Source organism: Photorhabdus sp. P32, from assembly GCF_038085095.1.
GTDB lineage: Bacteria > Pseudomonadota > Gammaproteobacteria > Enterobacterales > Enterobacteriaceae > Photorhabdus > Photorhabdus luminescens.
Window position 1 is genome coordinate 1 of the sequence record NZ_JAZGJN010000200.1, and the last position, 18,148, is coordinate 18,148.

Consider the following 18,148-nt stretch of genomic DNA (forward strand, 5'->3'; position numbering starts at 1 on the left):
CATAATATTATAAAAATATCGACAAGCTTCATAAATATATATACTTGTTAAAGATTATCGCAACTCAATTCAATTACCATAAATAATAACTTTTTCACTTAAATAGTAGGTTATTCCACATAATAACCTACTTTTACTTTTGTTTTATATTTTATCCAGGCAAAACTGATGTGGTTAACCGAGAGGTACAGCACAAATGTTGCCGCTCATCAAAAATATCAATTCGCCACACTTGGTGATTGCGGCCAATATGAAGAGGTTTACACACACCTTTCACTTCACCACTACGAACCGACCGAATATGGTTAGCATTGATTTCCAGCCCAACAACTTTTTTCTCACCTTCGGAACAGAGATACCCAGCTAACGAACCGAGTGATTCTGCCAGCACAACAGATGCCCCGCCATGCAATAAACCAAATGGCTGACGGGTGCGATGATCAACCGGCATTGTGCCTTCAATATAGTCATCACCGATATGCGTGATTTTTATGCCCAGATGGCCCATCATACATTGGCTATTTACTTGATTCAGGCTATCCAGTCCAATATCACGTTTCCAAATCATGGGATTATCTCCAATAAAGCTTGCAACGGATGCTTAAGTACTTGCCCTTCTATCCGCTTAACCTGACTGCGGCAGGAATAACCGGAGCTTAGACAACGCTCCAATGGTAATTTCTGCAAGGCAGGTTGCCAGGATAATTTATAGATACCAATAGAGTGTTCTATGTTTTTGTTTTCATGACCATAGGTTCCAGCCATGCCACAGCAGCCTACACTGATATTATCCAGCTTGCTACCCAACCGATGGAAAATTTTTCCCCACTGTTGACTACTGCCCGGTAGCATAGTCACTTCGGTACAATGTCCAAATAGATACCATTTATCACCGGATCTTTCTTGATGGTCACTTTTCTCCGGTAAGGTATTAATCAACCATTCATGAACAAGCTGAACTTCAAACTTGCCACGCCGCTCTCCCAGAATTTCTTTATATTCGTCCCGGTAGCACAGTACCAGCGCTGGATCGACACCCACCATAGGAATACCCAACTCAGCAACCCGGTTCAGAAAATCTGACGTCTTTTTGGCTGTTTTAGCAAAACAAGATAAGAAACCTTTGATATGTTGTGCTTTGCCATTTGGAGAAAATGGCAGCAATACTGGTTTATATCCCAATTTTTCTACCAAACAGGCAAAATCAGCCACAACTTTAGCATCGTAATAGCTAGTGAACGGGTCCTGAACGATCAATACATGTTCGTTACGATGGGCTTGATCCATCTTTTCAAGCTGTTCCAATGTGGTCGAAAGCGCATAATGACCCGCCAGTTGTTGGTGCAGCGTCGGGCTGGATAACAAAGGTAAATCCACCATGCCGATAGTCCGGCGACTCAACGCCTGCACCCACGGCTGTTTCAGGAAGAAATTAAAGACTCGAGGGACCTTAGCCATTAATGGTGTGCTACTTTCCGCACTCGCCACGATATGATCACGTAAGGGGCGAAAATAGCGACCATGATATAACTCAAGAAAACGTGCCCGAAATGACGGAACATCAATTTTAATCGGGCACTGTGTTGAGCAAGCTTTGCACGCCAGACAACCAGACATTGCCTCTTTCACTTCGTGAGAAAAGTCATATTCCCCGCGCCATGCCTGCCAACTATTGCGAGTCTTCTCAATCAACCCACGCAAACTTGGTCGTTTTTGTTCTAACCCTTGTTTCAGTAACGTCGGGTCCACCCCTTGTTCAGTTAAAAGACGCAGCCATTCACGCACGAGCGTTGCACGTCCTTTCGGCGAATGGATACGCTGCTGACTCACTTTCATTGATGGACACATCGGACTTTTTGCATCGAAATTAAAACAGAGTCCATTCCCATTACACTCCATAGCGCCACGGAATGCATTCCTGACATTTACCGGAATTGTCCGGTCATAAGTTCCTCGCTTAACGGCATCGATTTTCATCATCGGGGCATCAACCCCCATCGGAGGACAAATTTTACCCGGATTCAAGCGGTTATCCGGGTCAAAGGCCGCCTTAATCCGGCGTAATTCTTTATACAAGATGCTACCGAAAAACGCTGGACTGTATTCAGCACGAAATCCTTTACCATGCTCTCCCCACAACAAACCACCATAACGCGCCGTAAGGCTGACAATTTCATCAGAAATCTGTTTCATCAGTATCTCTTGCTGAGGATCACACATATCCAGCGCTGGCCGAACATGCAACACCCCCGCATCCACATGACCAAACATACCATAATTGAGATGATGGCTATCCAATAGCTGTCGGAATTCCACAATGTAATCAGCAAGATATTGTGGCGGCACACATGTATCTTCCACAAAAGGAATCGGTTTCGCCGCGCCTTTACTGTTACCTAACAAGCCAACCGCTTTCTTGCGCATTGCATAAATACGCTCAATATCAGCTAACTCTCGGCAAATTTGATAACCAATAACCCCAGCTTGCTTGCTCTCCATCAGTTCATCAAGGCGCTGACAAAGTATTTCTACTTGCCGGTCTATCAAAGGTTGATCATCGCCACTGAATTCAACAATATTCAACCCCTGCATATCTTTGTTAGGAATATCCGTGATCAATTCCTTAACTGAATGCCAGACAATATCCTCACGCGCCAAATTCAGCACCTTGGAATCCACGGTTTCAACCGATAACGCCTTTGCTTCCACCATAAAAGGAGCATTACGCAATGCAGAATCAAATGAATCATATTTCACATTCACCAACCGCCTGACTTTTGGCAACGGGGTAATATCCAAAACCGCTTCGGTAATAAAAGCTAACGTTCCTTCTGAACCGGTTAAGATACGCCCCAAGTCAAATTTCTGCATATCATCACTGAAAACATGGCGCAAATCATAACCGGTCAGAAAACGATTAAGCTTAGGGAATTTTTCAACAATAAGTTCACGTTGCTCACGGCAACGACTAAGCACCGTGTTATAAATGCGACCGGTAACCGAATCTTCTTGCGCAATCGATTCCGCTTGAGCTATGTCCATAGCGCGGGTATCAAGTAATTCTCCCCCTAATAGAACTGCCCGCAGGCTAAGAACATGATCAGACGTTTTACCATAGACTAATGAACCCTGACCGGATGCATCAGTATTAATCATACCGCCCAATGTTGCACGGTTACTGGTTGAGAGCTCTGGTGAAAAGAAATAACCATATGGACGCAAATATTGGTTCAGTTGGTCTTTAATCACCCCCGCTTCAACTCTGACCCAACCTTGCTCCGGGTTAATCTCAAGGATACGATTCATATAACGGGACATATCCACCACAATACCGTCATTAAGCGCCTGACCATTTGTACCTGTACCACCGCCACGTGGCGTAAATGTCAAATTCTGATATTCTTTTTCACCTGCGACACGGGCCAGTAAAACCACATCTGCGCTGGATCGGGGGAAAACAACAGCCTGTGGTAAAAGTTGATAGATACTGTTATCTGTCGCCATTGTCAGACGATCGGCATAACTGCTGGCAACATCTCCGGTAAATCCTTGTTCCTTTAATGTATCCAAGAAACTCTGTGCGACCTCACTGACGTGCGGTGCTTGTGATATGCGTGGGATCATTATCGTTTTGACCCTTTTAAAATGAGTGTCCACATTGCTTTATTTATACTATCTTTGCATCAATGCCTTAATCAGCCGTAACCATTTACCACCGTTAACTGATTTGTCTGAGAAGGCAAGCGTTTACCTTATCATAATATTCACCTATTTTGAGTAACCTGTAGATAACATCCTATTTATTCATTATCTTTAGCGCCACTAAATCCCTGAGAGAAATTAACTTATGGACAAATCTCAACCGCATTATGACCTACCAAAGCTCTTCTTTACTTTAATTTTCTTGTCACTGTTAATTGTTACCAGTTTCTGGGTGATAAAGCCCTTTATCTTCGGTTTTGTCTGGGCAGGCATGGTTGTTATCGCCACCTGGCCATTATTAGAAAAACTACAGAACAGTTTATGGGGTAAACGCTGGATTGCCGTCTCCATCATGACGCTACTGCTCATTCTATTGTTTGTGATCCCTGTCGCATTACTGGTGAGTAGCTTATTGGAAAACAGCGCGCCATTAATCGAGTGGGCTAAATCCCCCTCCCATTTTCAGATACCGACAATGACCTGGCTGAATAGTATTCCTCTGGTTGGCGATAAACTTTACAGCGGTTGGAATGCACTCATTACTGATGGTGGAAATGCTCTGATAGCTAAAGTTCAACCTTATATTGGAGAAACAGCAACCTGGTTCTTTACTCAAGCGGCAAATGCCGGTCGCTTCGTATTCCATCTCGGTTTGATGGTGCTATTTAGCGTATTCTTATATCTGAAAGGCGAACAGGTGGCGCTAAGTATTCGCCATTTTGCCATTCGCCTGGCAAATAAACGCGGAGATGCCGCCATTCTGTTGGCAGCGCAATCTATCCGTGCCGTAGCGCTCGGCGTAGTAGTTACCGCGCTGGTTCAAGCCATTATCGGCGGCCTCGGCCTGGCTATTTCAGGCATTCCTTATGCTACTTTGCTGACAGTACTCATGTTTGTCTGCTGTGTCGCTCAGATTGGCCCATTATTGATTTTAGTTCCTGCTGTCGCCTGGCTTTACTGGACAGGTGATACAACCTGGGGAACCGTACTACTGGTCTGGAGCTGCATCGTAACAACAATGGATGGATTTCTTCGCCCATTTTTGATTCGTTTGGGCGCAGATTTACCTATGGCTCTGATATTAATAGGCGTTATTGGCGGAATACTCTCATTTGGCATGATTGGCTTATTTATCGGCCCCGTTGTATTAGCGGTTGCTTATCGTTTATTAGTCGCATGGATGCATGAAGTCCCAGAGCCTAAAAATGATTTAGCCGAAACTGAAAAATATCTGGAACAAGAATTTTCAGAATAATTTGTATGATAATTAATTCTGACTTACACAGCGGAAGAGAATTAGCTCTTTCGCTAAAGCATAATCTTATATACCCGTCATCTTTCAAGTTGCCTCTTTGTTGGCTGCACTCACTCACCCCGGTCACATAGTTATCTATGCTCCCGGGGATTCGCTCCCTTGCCGCCGCGATGCATCTCGAAATCCATAGGGTATAAATCTCACCACTATTCCGAGGTGTTTATTCATTAAATATAATTATTGTGAAAAAATTGTTAAAAATTAGTTAAATTCAGCCCGTTTTAGCCGTAAATAATACGGAAATTAGGACAATTCTTAATGAATAAACCATATAACTAAATTAATATAAACGGGCTATGAACGAGACGTTTATTTCTCCTTTTTATGGTTCTACTTGTTAGAAACACCTATATTGCTGTGTGTAGTCCTTGCCTATCACGCCCATGATAGGCTTTTTTTTTTGCTACTTTTATACCCGTCATCTTTCAAGTCGCCTCTTTGTTGACTGCACTCACCCCGGTCACATAGTTATCTTTATCTATGCTCCCGGGGATTCGCTCCCTTGCCGTCTCAATGCATCTTGAAACCCATTGGGTATATACTTTTCCACGGAAACTGTAATCAGCAACCTTAATTGTGAAAAAAACCGCCATTATTTTGACGGGCCTTTAATTTTAATTGCGTATTATTCTCAATTAACTCACTTTTGCTAATCCTAACCAAGTTTTTACAACGGTATCTGGATTTAATGACAAGCTATCAATACCCTCTTCCATCAGCCAGTGAGCGAAATCCTGATGGTCTGAGGGCCCTTGACCACAAATTCCCACATACTTGTTTTGACGTTTGGCCGCCTGAATAGCTAATGAGAGCATGGCTTTGACCGCATCATTACGTTCATCAAATAGTTCAGATACCACCCCAGAATCCCGATCCAAACCAAGAGTCAATTGAGTCATGTCATTAGAACCAATAGAGAAACCATCAAAATGTTCAAGGAACTGTTCTGCCAGAATTGCGTTAGACGGAATTTCGCACATCATAATGACTTTTAATCCATTTTCACCGCGCTTCAACCCCTGGGACGCCAGTTCAGCAATAACCGCTTCAGCCTGAGCTACCGTGCGAACGAACGGGATCATAATTTCGACGTTGGTTAACCCCATATCATTACGTACACGTTTAACGGCTTCGCACTCCAATGCAAAACAGCGACGAAAACTGTCAGAGACATAACGCCCTGCGCCACGAAAACCTAGCATAGGGTTCTCTTCATCAGGTTCATAAATCTCACCGCCAACCAGATTGGCATATTCATTGGATTTAAAGTCAGACAAACGCACAATAACCCGTTTCGGCCAGAACGCCGCCGCCAGAGTAGCGATCCCCTCAGTCAAGCGCCCAATATAGAATTCAACCGGATTGTCATAACCGGCCATCAGCGATTTTATCTCTTGCTGTAATTCCAGAGTTTGCTGATCAAACTCCAGTAATGCTCGGGGATGCACACCAATCATCCGATTAATAATAAACTCCAAACGAGCAAGACCTACGCCATCATTCGGCAATCGGGCAAAATCAAATGCACGATCTGGGTTGCCGACGTTTAGCATAATTTTTACATCAAGCTCCGGTAACTGATCGACTTGAGAACTTTGTACAGTGAAATCCAGTTGATCCTGATAAACAAAACCCGTATCACCTTCCGCGCAGGAAACTGTCACCGGCTGATTCTCTTTTAAGCGCTCCGTTGCATCGCCGCAGCCAACAACCGCGGGAATGCCCAATTCACGGGCAATAATCGCTGCGTGACAGGTCCGGCCGCCTCGGTTAGTCACAATCGCAGCGGCTTTTTTCATAATAGGCTCCCAATCGGGATCGGTCATATCAGTGACCAGAACATCACCCGGTTGGATGCGATCCATTTCATTCAAGTTGTGAATAACTTTTACTCGACCTGCGCCAATACGATGGCCTATGGCACGCCCTTCCACCAATACCTGACCTTGTTCATTCAGTTGGTAACGCTCCATAACCTGCTGGTTTGAGCGAACAGTTTCAGGACGCGCCTGAACAATGTATAACTTGCCGTTATGACCATCTTTAGCCCATTCAATATCCATTGGCCGGCCATAATGTTTTTCAATTAATAATGCCTGACGCGCTAACGCCTCAACTTCTTCATCAGCTAAAGAGAAACGATTGCGTTGTGATGTCGGTACATCTTCGATACGTACCTGCTTGCCATGTTCTTTATTGTCAGCATAGATCATATGCAGTTTTTTAGAACCCAGGTTACGCCGCACAATGGCTGGTTTTCCCTTATTTAGGGTTGATTTATGAACATAGAACTCATCCGGGTTCACAGCGCCCTGAACAACCATCTCACCCAATCCGTAAGCAGAGGTAATAAAAACCACCTGATCAAACCCTGATTCAGTATCAATCGTGAACATCACACCAGAAGAGGCGAGATCAGAACGCACCATACGTTGCACACCCGCTGATAGCGCAACGCCTCGATGGTCATATCCCTGATGGACACGATAGGAAATAGCGCGATCATTAAACAATGAAGCAAACACATGCTTGATGGCAACCATCACAGCATCAATGCCTTGCACGTTTAGAAAAGTTTCCTGCTGCCCGGCAAAAGAAGCATCTGGCATATCCTCAGCCGTTGCCGAAGAACGTACAGCAAAAGAGGCTTCTGGCTCTCCTTCAGACAACTGTTGATAAGCATCCTGAATATCTTTTTCCAGTTGTGGCGTAAATGGCGTATCAATCACCCATTGGCGAATTTGGGCGCCGGCTTTAGACAGTTGATTGACATCATCAACATCCGTTTCATCCAGCAAGTCATAAATACGCTGATTGACGCCGCTTTGTTCCAAGAAATCATTAAATGCCTGTGCTGTCGTAGCGAAACCATTCGGGACAGAAACCCCCAATTCTGATAGGTGAGCGATCATTTCTCCCAGGGAGGCGTTTTTACCACCAACCCGGTCAATATCATGCATACCTAATTGGTTATACCAAAGCACATTACGCGGGGTGAGGTCATTATTGGGCATTAAAACAATCCTTTTAACATTCGTGAGGTACAAATCGGAAAATTGGCGCTGCATAGAGCAGCCATAAATAGACTAACACAATGTTTTCGCACACATAGAAAGGTGAATCGATCAACCCAACACATTATTTTTTTCTTAGGTATACTTTGCAGAAAATCGATACCCGGTTTTATTCAGCTAAACAATTGGAAAGATAAAAGGTCACTGTAAATATCATGGCAGAATTCAGATTAGAATCATCAGCAAAACGTAATAATAATGTTGAAAGCGTTGAGAATGTTGAACGCACGGTTTTTTTTATTTCAGATGGCACAGCAATTACCGCGGAAGTATTGGGCCATGCTGTCTTATCTCAATTTCCCATCAAAATAACCTCTTATACTCTCCCTTTTGTTGCCAGTGAAACCCGCGCAAAAGAAATAAAGCAACAAATAAACCAGATATATCAGGATACGCGTATAAGACCTTTAGTTTTCTATTCCATTATCTCTTCTGGAGTGAAAAATATTATTACCAGCAGCGAAGGATTTTGTCAGGACATTGTACAAACACTGGTCGCCCCATTACAGCAAGAAACCGGATTGGAACCCAAACCCGAACTTAATCGCACCCACGGTCTGACTGAAAAGAATCTCAGTCAGTACGACGCGCGCATTGCCGCTATTGATTATGCCCTGGCGCATGATGATGGTATCTCTTTACGTAATCTTGACCAGGCACAGGTTATCCTACTAGGCGTATCCCGCTGTGGGAAAACCCCTACCAGCCTCTATTTAGCCATGCAATTTGGTATTCAAGCTGCAAATTATCCTTTCACTGCGGATGATATGGACAATTTACAATTACCTGCGACATTAAAACAATTTCAACATAAGTTATTCGGTTTAACTATAAGCCCTGAACGGCTGGCGGCGATTAGGGAAGAACGTCGAGAAAATAGCCGTTACGCATCATTAAGGCAATGTAGAATAGAAATTTCCGAAGTTGAAGCTTTATTCCGTAAAAATAAGATTAATTATCTTAACACCACCAATTATTCTGTTGAAGAAATCTCAACCAAAATAATCGACATGATGAAGCTAAACCGCCGAATGTTTTAAAAATATATCAATAGGAATAATAGAGAAAAATTTATCAAATGATTAATTATATCATTTGTTTAACTTAGTCGTTTTCGTTTATTGTAATTTCAATTACCTATAGATATGCCTGCTAATGTGAAACGAACTTTGAGAAAATATATGTACAAAACAGATGGTTTAAGGACTCGCCGTGTCGATAGTTTGGTCACACCTCAAACTATTGCAATTCAATTTCCCGTATCCGAAAAAATCGCCAACAATGTGACGGCGTCACGGAGACGTATTACAGACATTCTCTGCGGGAATGATCCACGGCTTATGGTAATCATTGGTCCTTGTTCTATTCATGATATTGATGCTGCTTTAGATTATGCCCAGCGGCTAAACAGATTGCGTGAAAAATACCAGCACAGACTGGAAATCATTATGCGAACCTACTTTGAGAAACCACGCACAGTGGTAGGCTGGAAAGGTTTAATTTCAGATCCCTATCTCGACGGCTCTTGCCAGATAAATCGGGGTATAACTTTGGCGCGGAAATTACTGGTTGACGTCAACGAGTTGGGTTTACCCACGGCAACTGAATTTCTGGATATGGTAACCGGCCAATATATTGGCGATTTGATCAGTTGGGGCGCGATCGGAGCCAGAACAACAGAAAGCCAGATTCACCGTGAAATGGCATCCGCCCTTTCCTGCCCAGTTGGCTTTAAAAATGGCACGGACGGCAACATCCGTATCGCCATAGATGCAATCCGCGCCGCCAGCGTCTGTCACACATTTCTCTCGCCAGATAAGCACGGTCAGATGACCATCTATCAAACCGAAGGCAACCCATACGGCCACATTATTATGCGTGGAGGCAAACAGCCTAATTACAATGCCAAAGATATTGCGACAGCTTGCGCCCAACTACGTGAATTTAATTTACCAGAACATTTAGTTGTCGATTTCAGTCATGGTAATTGTCAGAAAATACATAAACGCCAACTGACGATAGCAAAAGAGGTGGGACAACAGATTCAAGAGGGTTCTACCGCGATTGTTGGTGTGATGGCTGAAAGTTTTCTGGTTGAAGGCACCCAGAAAATCATTCAAGGGCAACCGCTAAATTACGGTCAATCGATCACCGATCCTTGTCTAAACTGGCAAGATACAGAACAACTTATTGACATTCTTGCCGAAGCAGTAAGTTACCGTTTCTGAATCCTTATTCCGAGTTGGCCTTTTTCATTCATAAAAGGCTAACTGACGACAAATTAATTAACTTGGATTAATGCATCGATCATGACCACCAAAAATATTGCTTGAAGTCACCTCTTTATATAACGATAATAATTCTCACTATGATAATAGTTAGTATTCGCAAAGTGATTTTATGACTAAAATATGTCACCAACATTCTTTCATTGCACTTAAAGAACAATGCAACACCTATCCTGCTGAAATTGTGCAAATTGGCTACATTGACAGTAAACAACTATTAGGTGAACTAGGAATTACCAAGATTCGTCACCAAGGAGAATTTTACCAATTGCGCCAAACTAAAGCCGGTAAGCTGATACTAACTAAATAAAATAATAACTCAGCCAGCCACCCAGATCGCGTATCGGGGCAGCCAGCTATATCCATAACTCATAAAATATTATTATGGAGATTCGTCTGATGTCTCAATTTGCAAGATCAACACTTAAACTATCAGCATTAAGCTTAGCAATTATCAGTAGTATTTCGGCTGCTCATGCAGCAACAAAATCGCCCGATTCCGACAGTAATAAATCATCGCGCGATGTAATAACTGTCTATGCAACAGGTAATGAAAGGGATAGTTTCGAAGCTCCCATGATGGTGACGGTGATAAAGAGTCAGTCACCACAAAGCCAGACCGCAGGTAATGCCGGCGATCTCATTAAAAAAATACCCGGCATTAATATAGCCGGTACAAACCGTGCTAATGGGCAAGATGTCAGTTTGCGTGGTTACGGTCCACAAGGTGTGTTGACATTGATTGACGGGATTCGCCAAGGTACCGACACTGGTCATATCAATGGTACGTTCCTGGACCCAGCACTCATTAAACAAGTCGAAGTTGTACGCGGCCCTTCTGCCCTACTCTACGGTAGTGGCGCCTTAGGCGGTGTTATCGCTTATCAAACCGTTGATGCCGCAGATCTTCTGCAAGCGGGTCAAGATCACGGATTCCGCGTTTTTGCTCGCGGCGCCACAGGCGACCACAGTATGGGCTTTGGTGGCGCGACTTTCGCAAAATCAGAATCCCTAGATGGCGTATTTGCCTTCAGTACCCGTGATTCAGGTAACATCCGCCACGGAGGCGGTGCGGTTGGCGATAATGATGAATTTATCAGTAACCTGATGGCAAAAGGCAGTTGGAAAATTGATGACAACCAATCCTTGAGCAGCCAATTACGTTATTACCGCAATGAGGCTAATCAACCTAAAAATCCACAAACACTCACCGGAAAAAATAAAGATCCTAAGACTTGGACTGACCGCACAACAACTCAACGTGATGCCCAACTTAGCTACCAATTAAATCCGGCGGAATATGATTGGTTAAATGCCAAAACCGACCTTTATTATTCAGATATCACTATCGATGCCCGTACTAAGAAAAAGGGGTTTGAAGGCCGTAAGCAGAAAACCTATGGCATAAAATTGGAAAACCGCTCCCGCTTGTGGACAGACAGCCCGCTGGCGCATCAATTCACTTATGGTGGTGAAACTTACCAACAAAAACAGACCCCAAGCGGTAACACTGAACTCTTTCCTGATGCTGATATCCGCTTTTATTCCGGCTGGTTGCAAGATGAAATAACTTTACGCGACCTGCCAGTTTCTATTATCGCTGGTACTCGCTATGACAACTATAAAGGAACCAATTCTAAATATAAGGATGTCAGCGCAGATAAGTGGTCTTCCAAAGGTGCTATCAGTATCACGCCAACTGATTGGTCGATGCTGTTTACTTCTTATGCTCAGGCTTTCCGAGCACCGACAATGAAAGAAATGTATAGCGATTCTATGCACTATCCTGGAAACTTCTGGATTCCTAATCAAAATCTCCGCCCAGAAAGTAACGAAACGTGGGAGTCTGGTTTTGGGTTACGTTTCGATAATCTACTGGCAGATAACGACGAGCTGAAATTCAAAGCGAGTTATTTTGATACTAAAGCTAAAAATTATATTAAATTAGAACTCATTAACCCGCTTAAGAAAGAATCGGGCGAGATAGTCAAATCAAAATCTGGTAATCCAATATACCTGAACACAACATCTACTAATGTACCCAGTGCCAAGATCTGGGGTTGGGATATTTCTTTAAACTATGAATCTAATCTATTCTCCTGGGATCTGGCTTACAACCGTACTAAAGGTAAAGATGAAAAAAGCAGTGAATCCCTCGATAACCTCAGCCCAGACACCATCACCAGCATACTGGATATCCCTGTCGCACAAACCGGTTTTTCTGTTGGTTGGATAGGTCAGTTTACTAAGCATACTGATTTTAAAGGGCAGACTAAACAACAAGCCGGCTATGGCGTTAATGATTTCTATGTCAGCTATCAAGGTGAAGGAATGCTAAAAGGTGTGACTACTACAGCAGTTTTGGGTAACGCTTTTGATAAAGAATACTACTCGCCGCAAGGAACACCTCAGGATGGCCGCAACGCCAAACTGTTAGTCAGTTACCAGTGGTAATTAAAATAAATATATTTCAAGGAGTTAAATTGTGAATTCGTCACTTTATGAACGTTACTTGCAAGCCAAAGCTGACAATAAAGCCAAATATGCCCGTGACTTGGCCGCCTATCTGAATGTCAGTGAAGGTGAATTATTGCATAGCCGCGTTGGTATCGATGCCAAACGCCTTAATGTTGACGCCCCGACGTTACTGGAAGAGTTAGCTATTGTTGGTGAAATTAAAGCGATCACCCGCAACGATTTTGCTGTTCATGAACAAATTGGCCGGTACGAAAATACACGTTTCAGCAGCCATGCTGGACTAGTCCTGAATCCTTATGAGCTCGACTTACGGATATTCTTTGAACATTGGAATAGTGTGTTTTATCTGGTCGAACCCGCAAAAAATGGTATGCGCCACAGCATTCAATTTTTTGATCATCAGGGTGATGCGCAGCATAAAGTTTATGCAACAAACAATACTGATATGGCAGCCTGGGAAACGCTGATCGAAAAATATCAAACAGAAGACAACCCCGCACTGGTCATCAAGCCTATAGAAAAAACCACCTATTCGACCATAACAAATGAACTGAAAGCCCAGCTTGATGAAGAGTGGAGAGCAATGACTAACGTTCATCAATTCTTCACATTACTTAAACGCCATAATCTGAGCCGTCAGCAAGTTTTCAATGCGGTACAGGATGATCTGGCTTACAAGGTGGAAAATTCCGCGCTGAATGAGCTCATCAACACCGCTTATAACGATCAGAATGAAATCATGATTTTCGTCAGCAATCACGGTTGCGTACAAATTTTCACCGGAAAGCTGGAACGTCTGATGCCATATCAGGAAGAAAACTCAGATCAGAAATGGATTAATATCTTTAACCGCAATTTCACACTACATTTAATAGAGAGTGCTATCGCTGAAAGCTGGGTAACCCGTAAACCAACAGAGGATGGTTTTGTCACTAGCCTTGAGCTATTTGATGCTAATGGCAATCAGATTGCTCAACTGTTTGGTCAGCGTACAGAAGGCACTCCTGAACAAACTCAGTGGCGTGAGCAAGTAGCCGCTCTACCAAAACTGCAATTAATACAGGAAGAGAGTGTAGTATGAAACAATGGCTTCTAACATTTGTCCTTGCGGTATCATCGTTCAGTGCTTTTTCCACTGAACGGATCGTCACTATCGGCGGCGATGTATCTGAAATTGTTTTTGCACTTGGTGAAGGTGAAAAAGTTGTCGCCAGAGACAGCACCAGCCAGAAACCAACCGAATTGCTTACCTTGCCCGATGTCGGCTATATGAGAATGCTCAACCCTGAAGGTATTCTCTCTATGAATCCGACACTGGTTCTCACCAGTGAGTTGGCAAAACCTTCACTGGCGCTTAAGCAACTCCAGGATTCTGGCGTAGAAGTGATTCAGATAACCGGAAAAGCAGCGTTAGAAGCCGTTCCTGAAAAAATTAAGGCCGTCGCTAAGGCGGTCAATCAGGCTGAACGTGGCGAACAACTGATTGAGCAATATCAAAAAGCGCTGACAGAAATACCAACAGCTACCTTGCCCACCCGTATTCTGTTTGTAATGAGTCATGGGGGCATCATGCCAATGGCTGCCGGGCAAAAAACCGCAGCGGACAAAATGATTCGCGCTGTCGGCGCCACTAATGCCATGCAAGGTTTCAACAATTATCGTCCACTCTCCCAAGAAGGTGTTATTGCCAGTGCGCCAGATCTGTTATTAGTGACGGAAGATGGCGTTAAATCAATGGGCGGTTTGGATAAAATCTGGCAATTACCCGGATTAAAACATACCCCTGCCGGTCAAAAACAACAGGTTTTAATTGTAGATGATATGGGGCTACTCGGTTTTGGCCTCGAAACCCCCTCAGTAATGAAACAACTTAGACAGGCGGCGGAGAAGACTCAATGAGCCGTATGAAGTCTCCGGGATTGGGTTTAGCGTTTCTTTGTTTATTATTGTCCGGGTTGGCTATCGGTTCTGCCAATATTGGCGCATTATCATTATCTTTCAAGACATTATGGGAATCTTCGATTAGTGATCCCCAGTGGCAAATCTGGCTCAATATCAGGTTACCAAGGGTGCTATTAGCCATACTGGTTGGCTGCGCTTTAGCGGCCTCCGGCGCGGTAATGCAAGGGTTATTTCGTAATCCGCTAGCTGATCCTGGCTTACTAGGTATCAGCAGCGGAGCCGCACTGATGGTTGCAATGGCAATTGTTCTGCCAGTCAGCCTGCCATCTGCAATTGCTGTGTACGGACATATTATCGCTGCTTTTATTGGCAGCTTATTAATTTCATTGCTGATTTTTTCACTCAATAAATATAACTACGGAAATCTGGCCCGTTTATTACTGGCCGGGGTTGCTATCAACGCCCTTTGTATGTCCGCTGTTGGCGTCCTGAGCTATCTCAGCGACGATCAACAGCTACGACAATTCTCCTTATGGATGATGGGTTCACTCAGCCAGATAGAGTGGCCGACATTGGCAATTGCCGCATCTCTAATTATTCCCGCCACTATCCTAACTTTCAGCCAGGCCCGTAAACTGAATCTGCTGCAATTAGGGGATGAAGAGGCCCACTATCTTGGTATAAATGTCCAACGCACTAAATTCCAGTTATTACTACTCAGCGCCCTGCTTATTGGCAGCGCTGTTGCATTAAGTGGTGTTATTGGATTTATTGGGCTAGTTGTCCCGCATTTGATCAGAATGCGATTTGGTGGTGACCATAATTGGCTGCTCCCCGGCGCCGCATTAGGCGGAGCTTCTCTTTTGCTTACCGCAGATACACTGGCAAGAACATTGGTCTCCCCGGCAGAAATGCCTGTTGGCCTCATCACTGGTTTAATCGGCGGCCCATATTTCTTATGGTTGATCCTCAAACAACCGGGGAACCGCACATAATGGATGCCATAAAAAATAATATTTCTCTGCAAGCACAGAATTTAAGCTATTCAATTGGCAATCAGAAAATAATTGATAATGTTTCGCTCTCGGTAAATAAAGGCGAAATTGTCGCCATCATTGGGCCAAATGGCGCCGGGAAATCCACATTATTGCGACTATTAACGGGATATATAAAACCTGAACATGGGCAATGTTATTTACATGGAATACCCATTGAGCAATGGCCGGCAGAACAATTAGCCCGCACTCGCGCCGTCATGCGTCAACATAGCTCACTCTCCTTTCCTTTCAGTGTGGAAGAAGTGGTTGCTATGGGACGCTCTCCTCATGGTATCCATCATAAACAGACAGCAATTGATACTGCTATTGAGCAAACAGATTGCCAAGAATTACGTCACCGTGACTACCGGCAACTCTCCGGAGGTGAACAGCAAAGAGTACAACTCGCTCGCGTCCTTGCTCAACTTTGGTCTCCAACACCAATAGAGTGTTGCTTGTTTCTTGACGAACCCACATCAGCCCTGGATCTCTACCACCAGCAACATACTTTGCGTCTGCTTTATCGACTAACACGGGAGCAGCCTATGGCTATGTGCTGTGTTCTACATGACTTGAATCTTGCTGCCCTTTATGCAGATAAAATCTTTTTGCTACATAAAGGGAAACTTGTCGCTGCGGGCACGCCAGAAGAGGTACTAAATGATCATACTCTGAGAAAATGGTATCAAGCAGATCTTGGCATTACCCGCCATCCTGAAACCCAGCAACCTCAGATTTATTTAAGGCAATAACAGCAAATCTGACAGGCAAATTATTTCAATTTTTTGCCTGTCTTACTTTTTACTTGCGAAATTTTATTGCATCAGGCAGATACCAAAAAGTTGCAATCAGACACAAGCAATAACCCAGAAGTTCACATCCTTCCTCAACTATGTTTTTTACAGCTCGATTAAAATGTTCGAGCATTAAACCTTGCCATAATTCTCCCATACCAAATAAGCGGGAAAAAACGAGTACACACAAAATACCCGCAACCATCATGCCGTAACTTTGATGGCGCGTAAAATGAACAAGCCCAACCAATGTATCCCTGCCTTTATAAGCAGCATAAAAAATACAAATGAGCGCTAACGGAATAGCAATCCACGCCCAGGCGCCATGAAATATTTCATCGAAAATAGAATCCAATTCTCTTATCAATAAACAAGCAAAAAAACCTGATATTAAGACTAACGCGGGACGCAATTGACTATTCTTTTTCGCTTCCAACAGAAATACAGCAGAAATAACAAACAGTATACTCTCCTGAAAGATTTCAGTTAATGAGCTCTCCTTCACTGCATTCTGCAAATAGATAACATCAATAAAGAGTAAGCCTATAACCATAGCGAAAATCAGAGCATAAAAAACAAAAAATGCCAACTTTTTAGTTAAAAAAATCAAGTCCGATTGCATTACAACCTCCATTAAATTAAATAACGAACGATGATACTGTTTTAAATAAATTAGTGAAGATCATTTGATGCTACTTATTGTTAAAACAACGGGAATTTGCATAAATGATAATAATTATCAATTATAAATAGCACTTTTTGCCTATAGATATCCCGGATTTATTTTAAAATACACACAATTAGTCACCATAGTTATTATCATTATGAGAATAACTAACGAAATCTAATGCTTTAGCAACTAGCCCACCATTAGTGGGAGGTGAAAATGTCAGAAAATGTAGTAAATGATATTGTCAGATGGCTCGAAACTCAGCTCCAACGTAACGAAGGTATAAAAATAGCGACCATTGCTGACAAAAGCGGTTATTCAAAATGGCATCTACAAAGAGTGTTTAAAGAAGTGAAAGGCTATACCCTAGGTGAATATGTTCGCAAACGGCGTTTACATGAAGCGGCGAGATCTCTGCGTGAAGAAAACCTACCAATCCTTGATATCGCCTTACAGTATGGTTTTAGTTCTCAGGCAACATTTACCCGGATCTTCAAAAAACACTTTAATACCACGCCTGCTAGATTCAGAGAAAATGGCAATCTCCCTGAATTAAAGTACTTCTTAGGTCATAAGCAATAACCTATTTCTTAATAACCTTATTGATAGTATTCCCTAATGGTCAATATTTTATTGACCATTTAACTTTTATGCTATCTGAATTCATTAACATCCCAATTATTCAAAAACCAAATAAGGATTTTACAGACAGATTCCAGGGAACAGGGAACAGAGAACAGAGAACAGAATAAATTATTTCAGATAATAACTTTATTAAATAACAATAAAACCCTTTCGATTCTATTAATCCAAAATGAATAAACTGATTAGTATAATTTTAAAACAAAAATATTTTCATACAAATCACAACCATAATATGAGATATTC

The 18,148-nt window shown here is 42.9% G+C and carries 14 protein-coding genes and 1 other RNA gene; 11 read left to right on the plus strand and 4 right to left on the minus strand.

Annotated elements, in window-relative coordinates; all coding sequences use genetic code 11:
* Positions 1-151: 151 nt before the first annotated feature.
* Together menI and ydiJ are read right to left on the minus strand one after the other, a co-directional pair.
* Entirely contained in the window at positions 152-568 is a 417-nt protein-coding gene (menI, locus tag V2H77_RS03385) for a 1,4-dihydroxy-2-naphthoyl-CoA hydrolase (RefSeq protein WP_036805375.1), read from the minus strand.
* Positions 565-3,624 carry a D-2-hydroxyglutarate dehydrogenase YdiJ gene (gene ydiJ, locus V2H77_RS03390; RefSeq protein WP_341497682.1) on the minus strand — a complete coding sequence of 1,020 codons (3,060 nt, stop codon included), beginning with the start codon at positions 3,622-3,624 and terminating at the stop codon, positions 565-567. The genes menI and ydiJ overlap by 4 nt, the downstream gene beginning before the upstream one ends.
* A gap of 223 nt (positions 3,625-3,847) precedes the next feature.
* On the opposite strand from ydiJ, the gene ydiK reads away from it, so the two are divergent.
* Positions 3,848-4,957 carry an AI-2E family transporter YdiK gene (gene ydiK, locus V2H77_RS03395; protein ID WP_341497683.1) on the plus strand — a complete coding sequence of 370 codons (1,110 nt, stop codon included), beginning with the start codon at positions 3,848-3,850 and terminating at the stop codon, positions 4,955-4,957.
* 329 nt (positions 4,958-5,286) lie between these two features.
* An RNA gene (gene rprA, locus V2H77_RS03400) (antisense sRNA RprA) lies at positions 5,287-5,419 on the plus strand.
* A 233-nt stretch (positions 5,420-5,652) separates the two neighbouring features.
* Here rprA and ppsA read toward each other — a convergent pair.
* A complete protein-coding gene (ppsA, locus tag V2H77_RS03405; RefSeq protein ID WP_341497684.1) occupies positions 5,653-8,031 on the minus strand; it encodes a phosphoenolpyruvate synthase in 2,379 nt (792 codons plus the stop codon).
* 215 nt (positions 8,032-8,246) lie between these two features.
* On the opposite strand from ppsA, the gene ppsR reads away from it, so the two are divergent.
* The 8 genes from ppsR to V2H77_RS03445 all read left to right on the plus strand — a co-directional run bounded on the left by ppsR (position 8,247) and on the right by V2H77_RS03445 (position 16,548).
* Positions 8,247-9,131, plus strand: coding sequence for a posphoenolpyruvate synthetase regulatory kinase/phosphorylase PpsR (gene ppsR, locus V2H77_RS03410; RefSeq protein WP_074524861.1), 885 nt, complete (start codon positions 8,247-8,249; stop codon positions 9,129-9,131).
* 141 nt (positions 9,132-9,272) lie between these two features.
* Positions 9,273-10,319, plus strand: coding sequence for a 3-deoxy-7-phosphoheptulonate synthase (locus tag V2H77_RS03415; RefSeq protein WP_341497685.1), 1,047 nt, complete (start codon positions 9,273-9,275; stop codon positions 10,317-10,319).
* A gap of 172 nt (positions 10,320-10,491) precedes the next feature.
* The gene (gene hemP, locus V2H77_RS03420; protein ID WP_132347908.1) at positions 10,492-10,689 is read left to right on the plus strand and encodes a hemin uptake protein HemP; all 198 of its coding nucleotides are present in this window, start codon (positions 10,492-10,494) and stop codon (positions 10,687-10,689) included.
* Between the two features lie 89 nt (positions 10,690-10,778).
* Positions 10,779-12,833, plus strand: a complete 2,055-nt coding sequence (locus tag V2H77_RS03425; protein ID WP_341497686.1) for a TonB-dependent hemoglobin/transferrin/lactoferrin family receptor — start codon at positions 10,779-10,781, stop codon at positions 12,831-12,833.
* Positions 12,834-12,864: 31 nt separating this feature from the next.
* Complete coding sequence (locus V2H77_RS03430; protein ID WP_341497687.1) at positions 12,865-13,938, plus strand: hemin-degrading factor; 1,074 nt, start codon at positions 12,865-12,867, stop codon at positions 13,936-13,938.
* Positions 13,935-14,756, plus strand: coding sequence for a heme/hemin ABC transporter substrate-binding protein (locus V2H77_RS03435; RefSeq protein ID WP_341497688.1), 822 nt, complete (start codon positions 13,935-13,937; stop codon positions 14,754-14,756). Before V2H77_RS03430 ends, V2H77_RS03435 begins: the two co-directional genes overlap by 4 nt.
* Entirely contained in the window at positions 14,753-15,754 is a 1,002-nt protein-coding gene (locus V2H77_RS03440) for a FecCD family ABC transporter permease (RefSeq protein ID WP_049581293.1), read from the plus strand. The genes V2H77_RS03435 and V2H77_RS03440 overlap by 4 nt, the downstream gene beginning before the upstream one ends.
* Entirely contained in the window at positions 15,754-16,548 is a 795-nt protein-coding gene (locus tag V2H77_RS03445) for a heme ABC transporter ATP-binding protein (RefSeq protein WP_049581292.1), read from the plus strand. The genes V2H77_RS03440 and V2H77_RS03445 overlap by 1 nt, the downstream gene beginning before the upstream one ends.
* 49 nt (positions 16,549-16,597) lie before the next feature.
* Here V2H77_RS03445 and V2H77_RS03450 read toward each other — a convergent pair whose 3' ends face one another.
* Positions 16,598-17,212: a hypothetical protein gene (locus V2H77_RS03450; protein ID WP_341497689.1), complete on the minus strand. Its 615-nt coding sequence runs from the start codon at positions 17,210-17,212 to the stop codon at positions 16,598-16,600.
* Positions 17,213-17,476: 264 nt separating this feature from the next.
* Between V2H77_RS03450 and V2H77_RS03455 the strand changes: the two genes are divergently transcribed.
* Positions 17,477-17,842 (plus strand): helix-turn-helix domain-containing protein, encoded by a 366-nt coding sequence (locus tag V2H77_RS03455; RefSeq protein ID WP_049581290.1) that lies wholly within the window; start codon positions 17,477-17,479, stop codon positions 17,840-17,842.
* Positions 17,843-18,148: the final 306 nt, after the last annotated feature.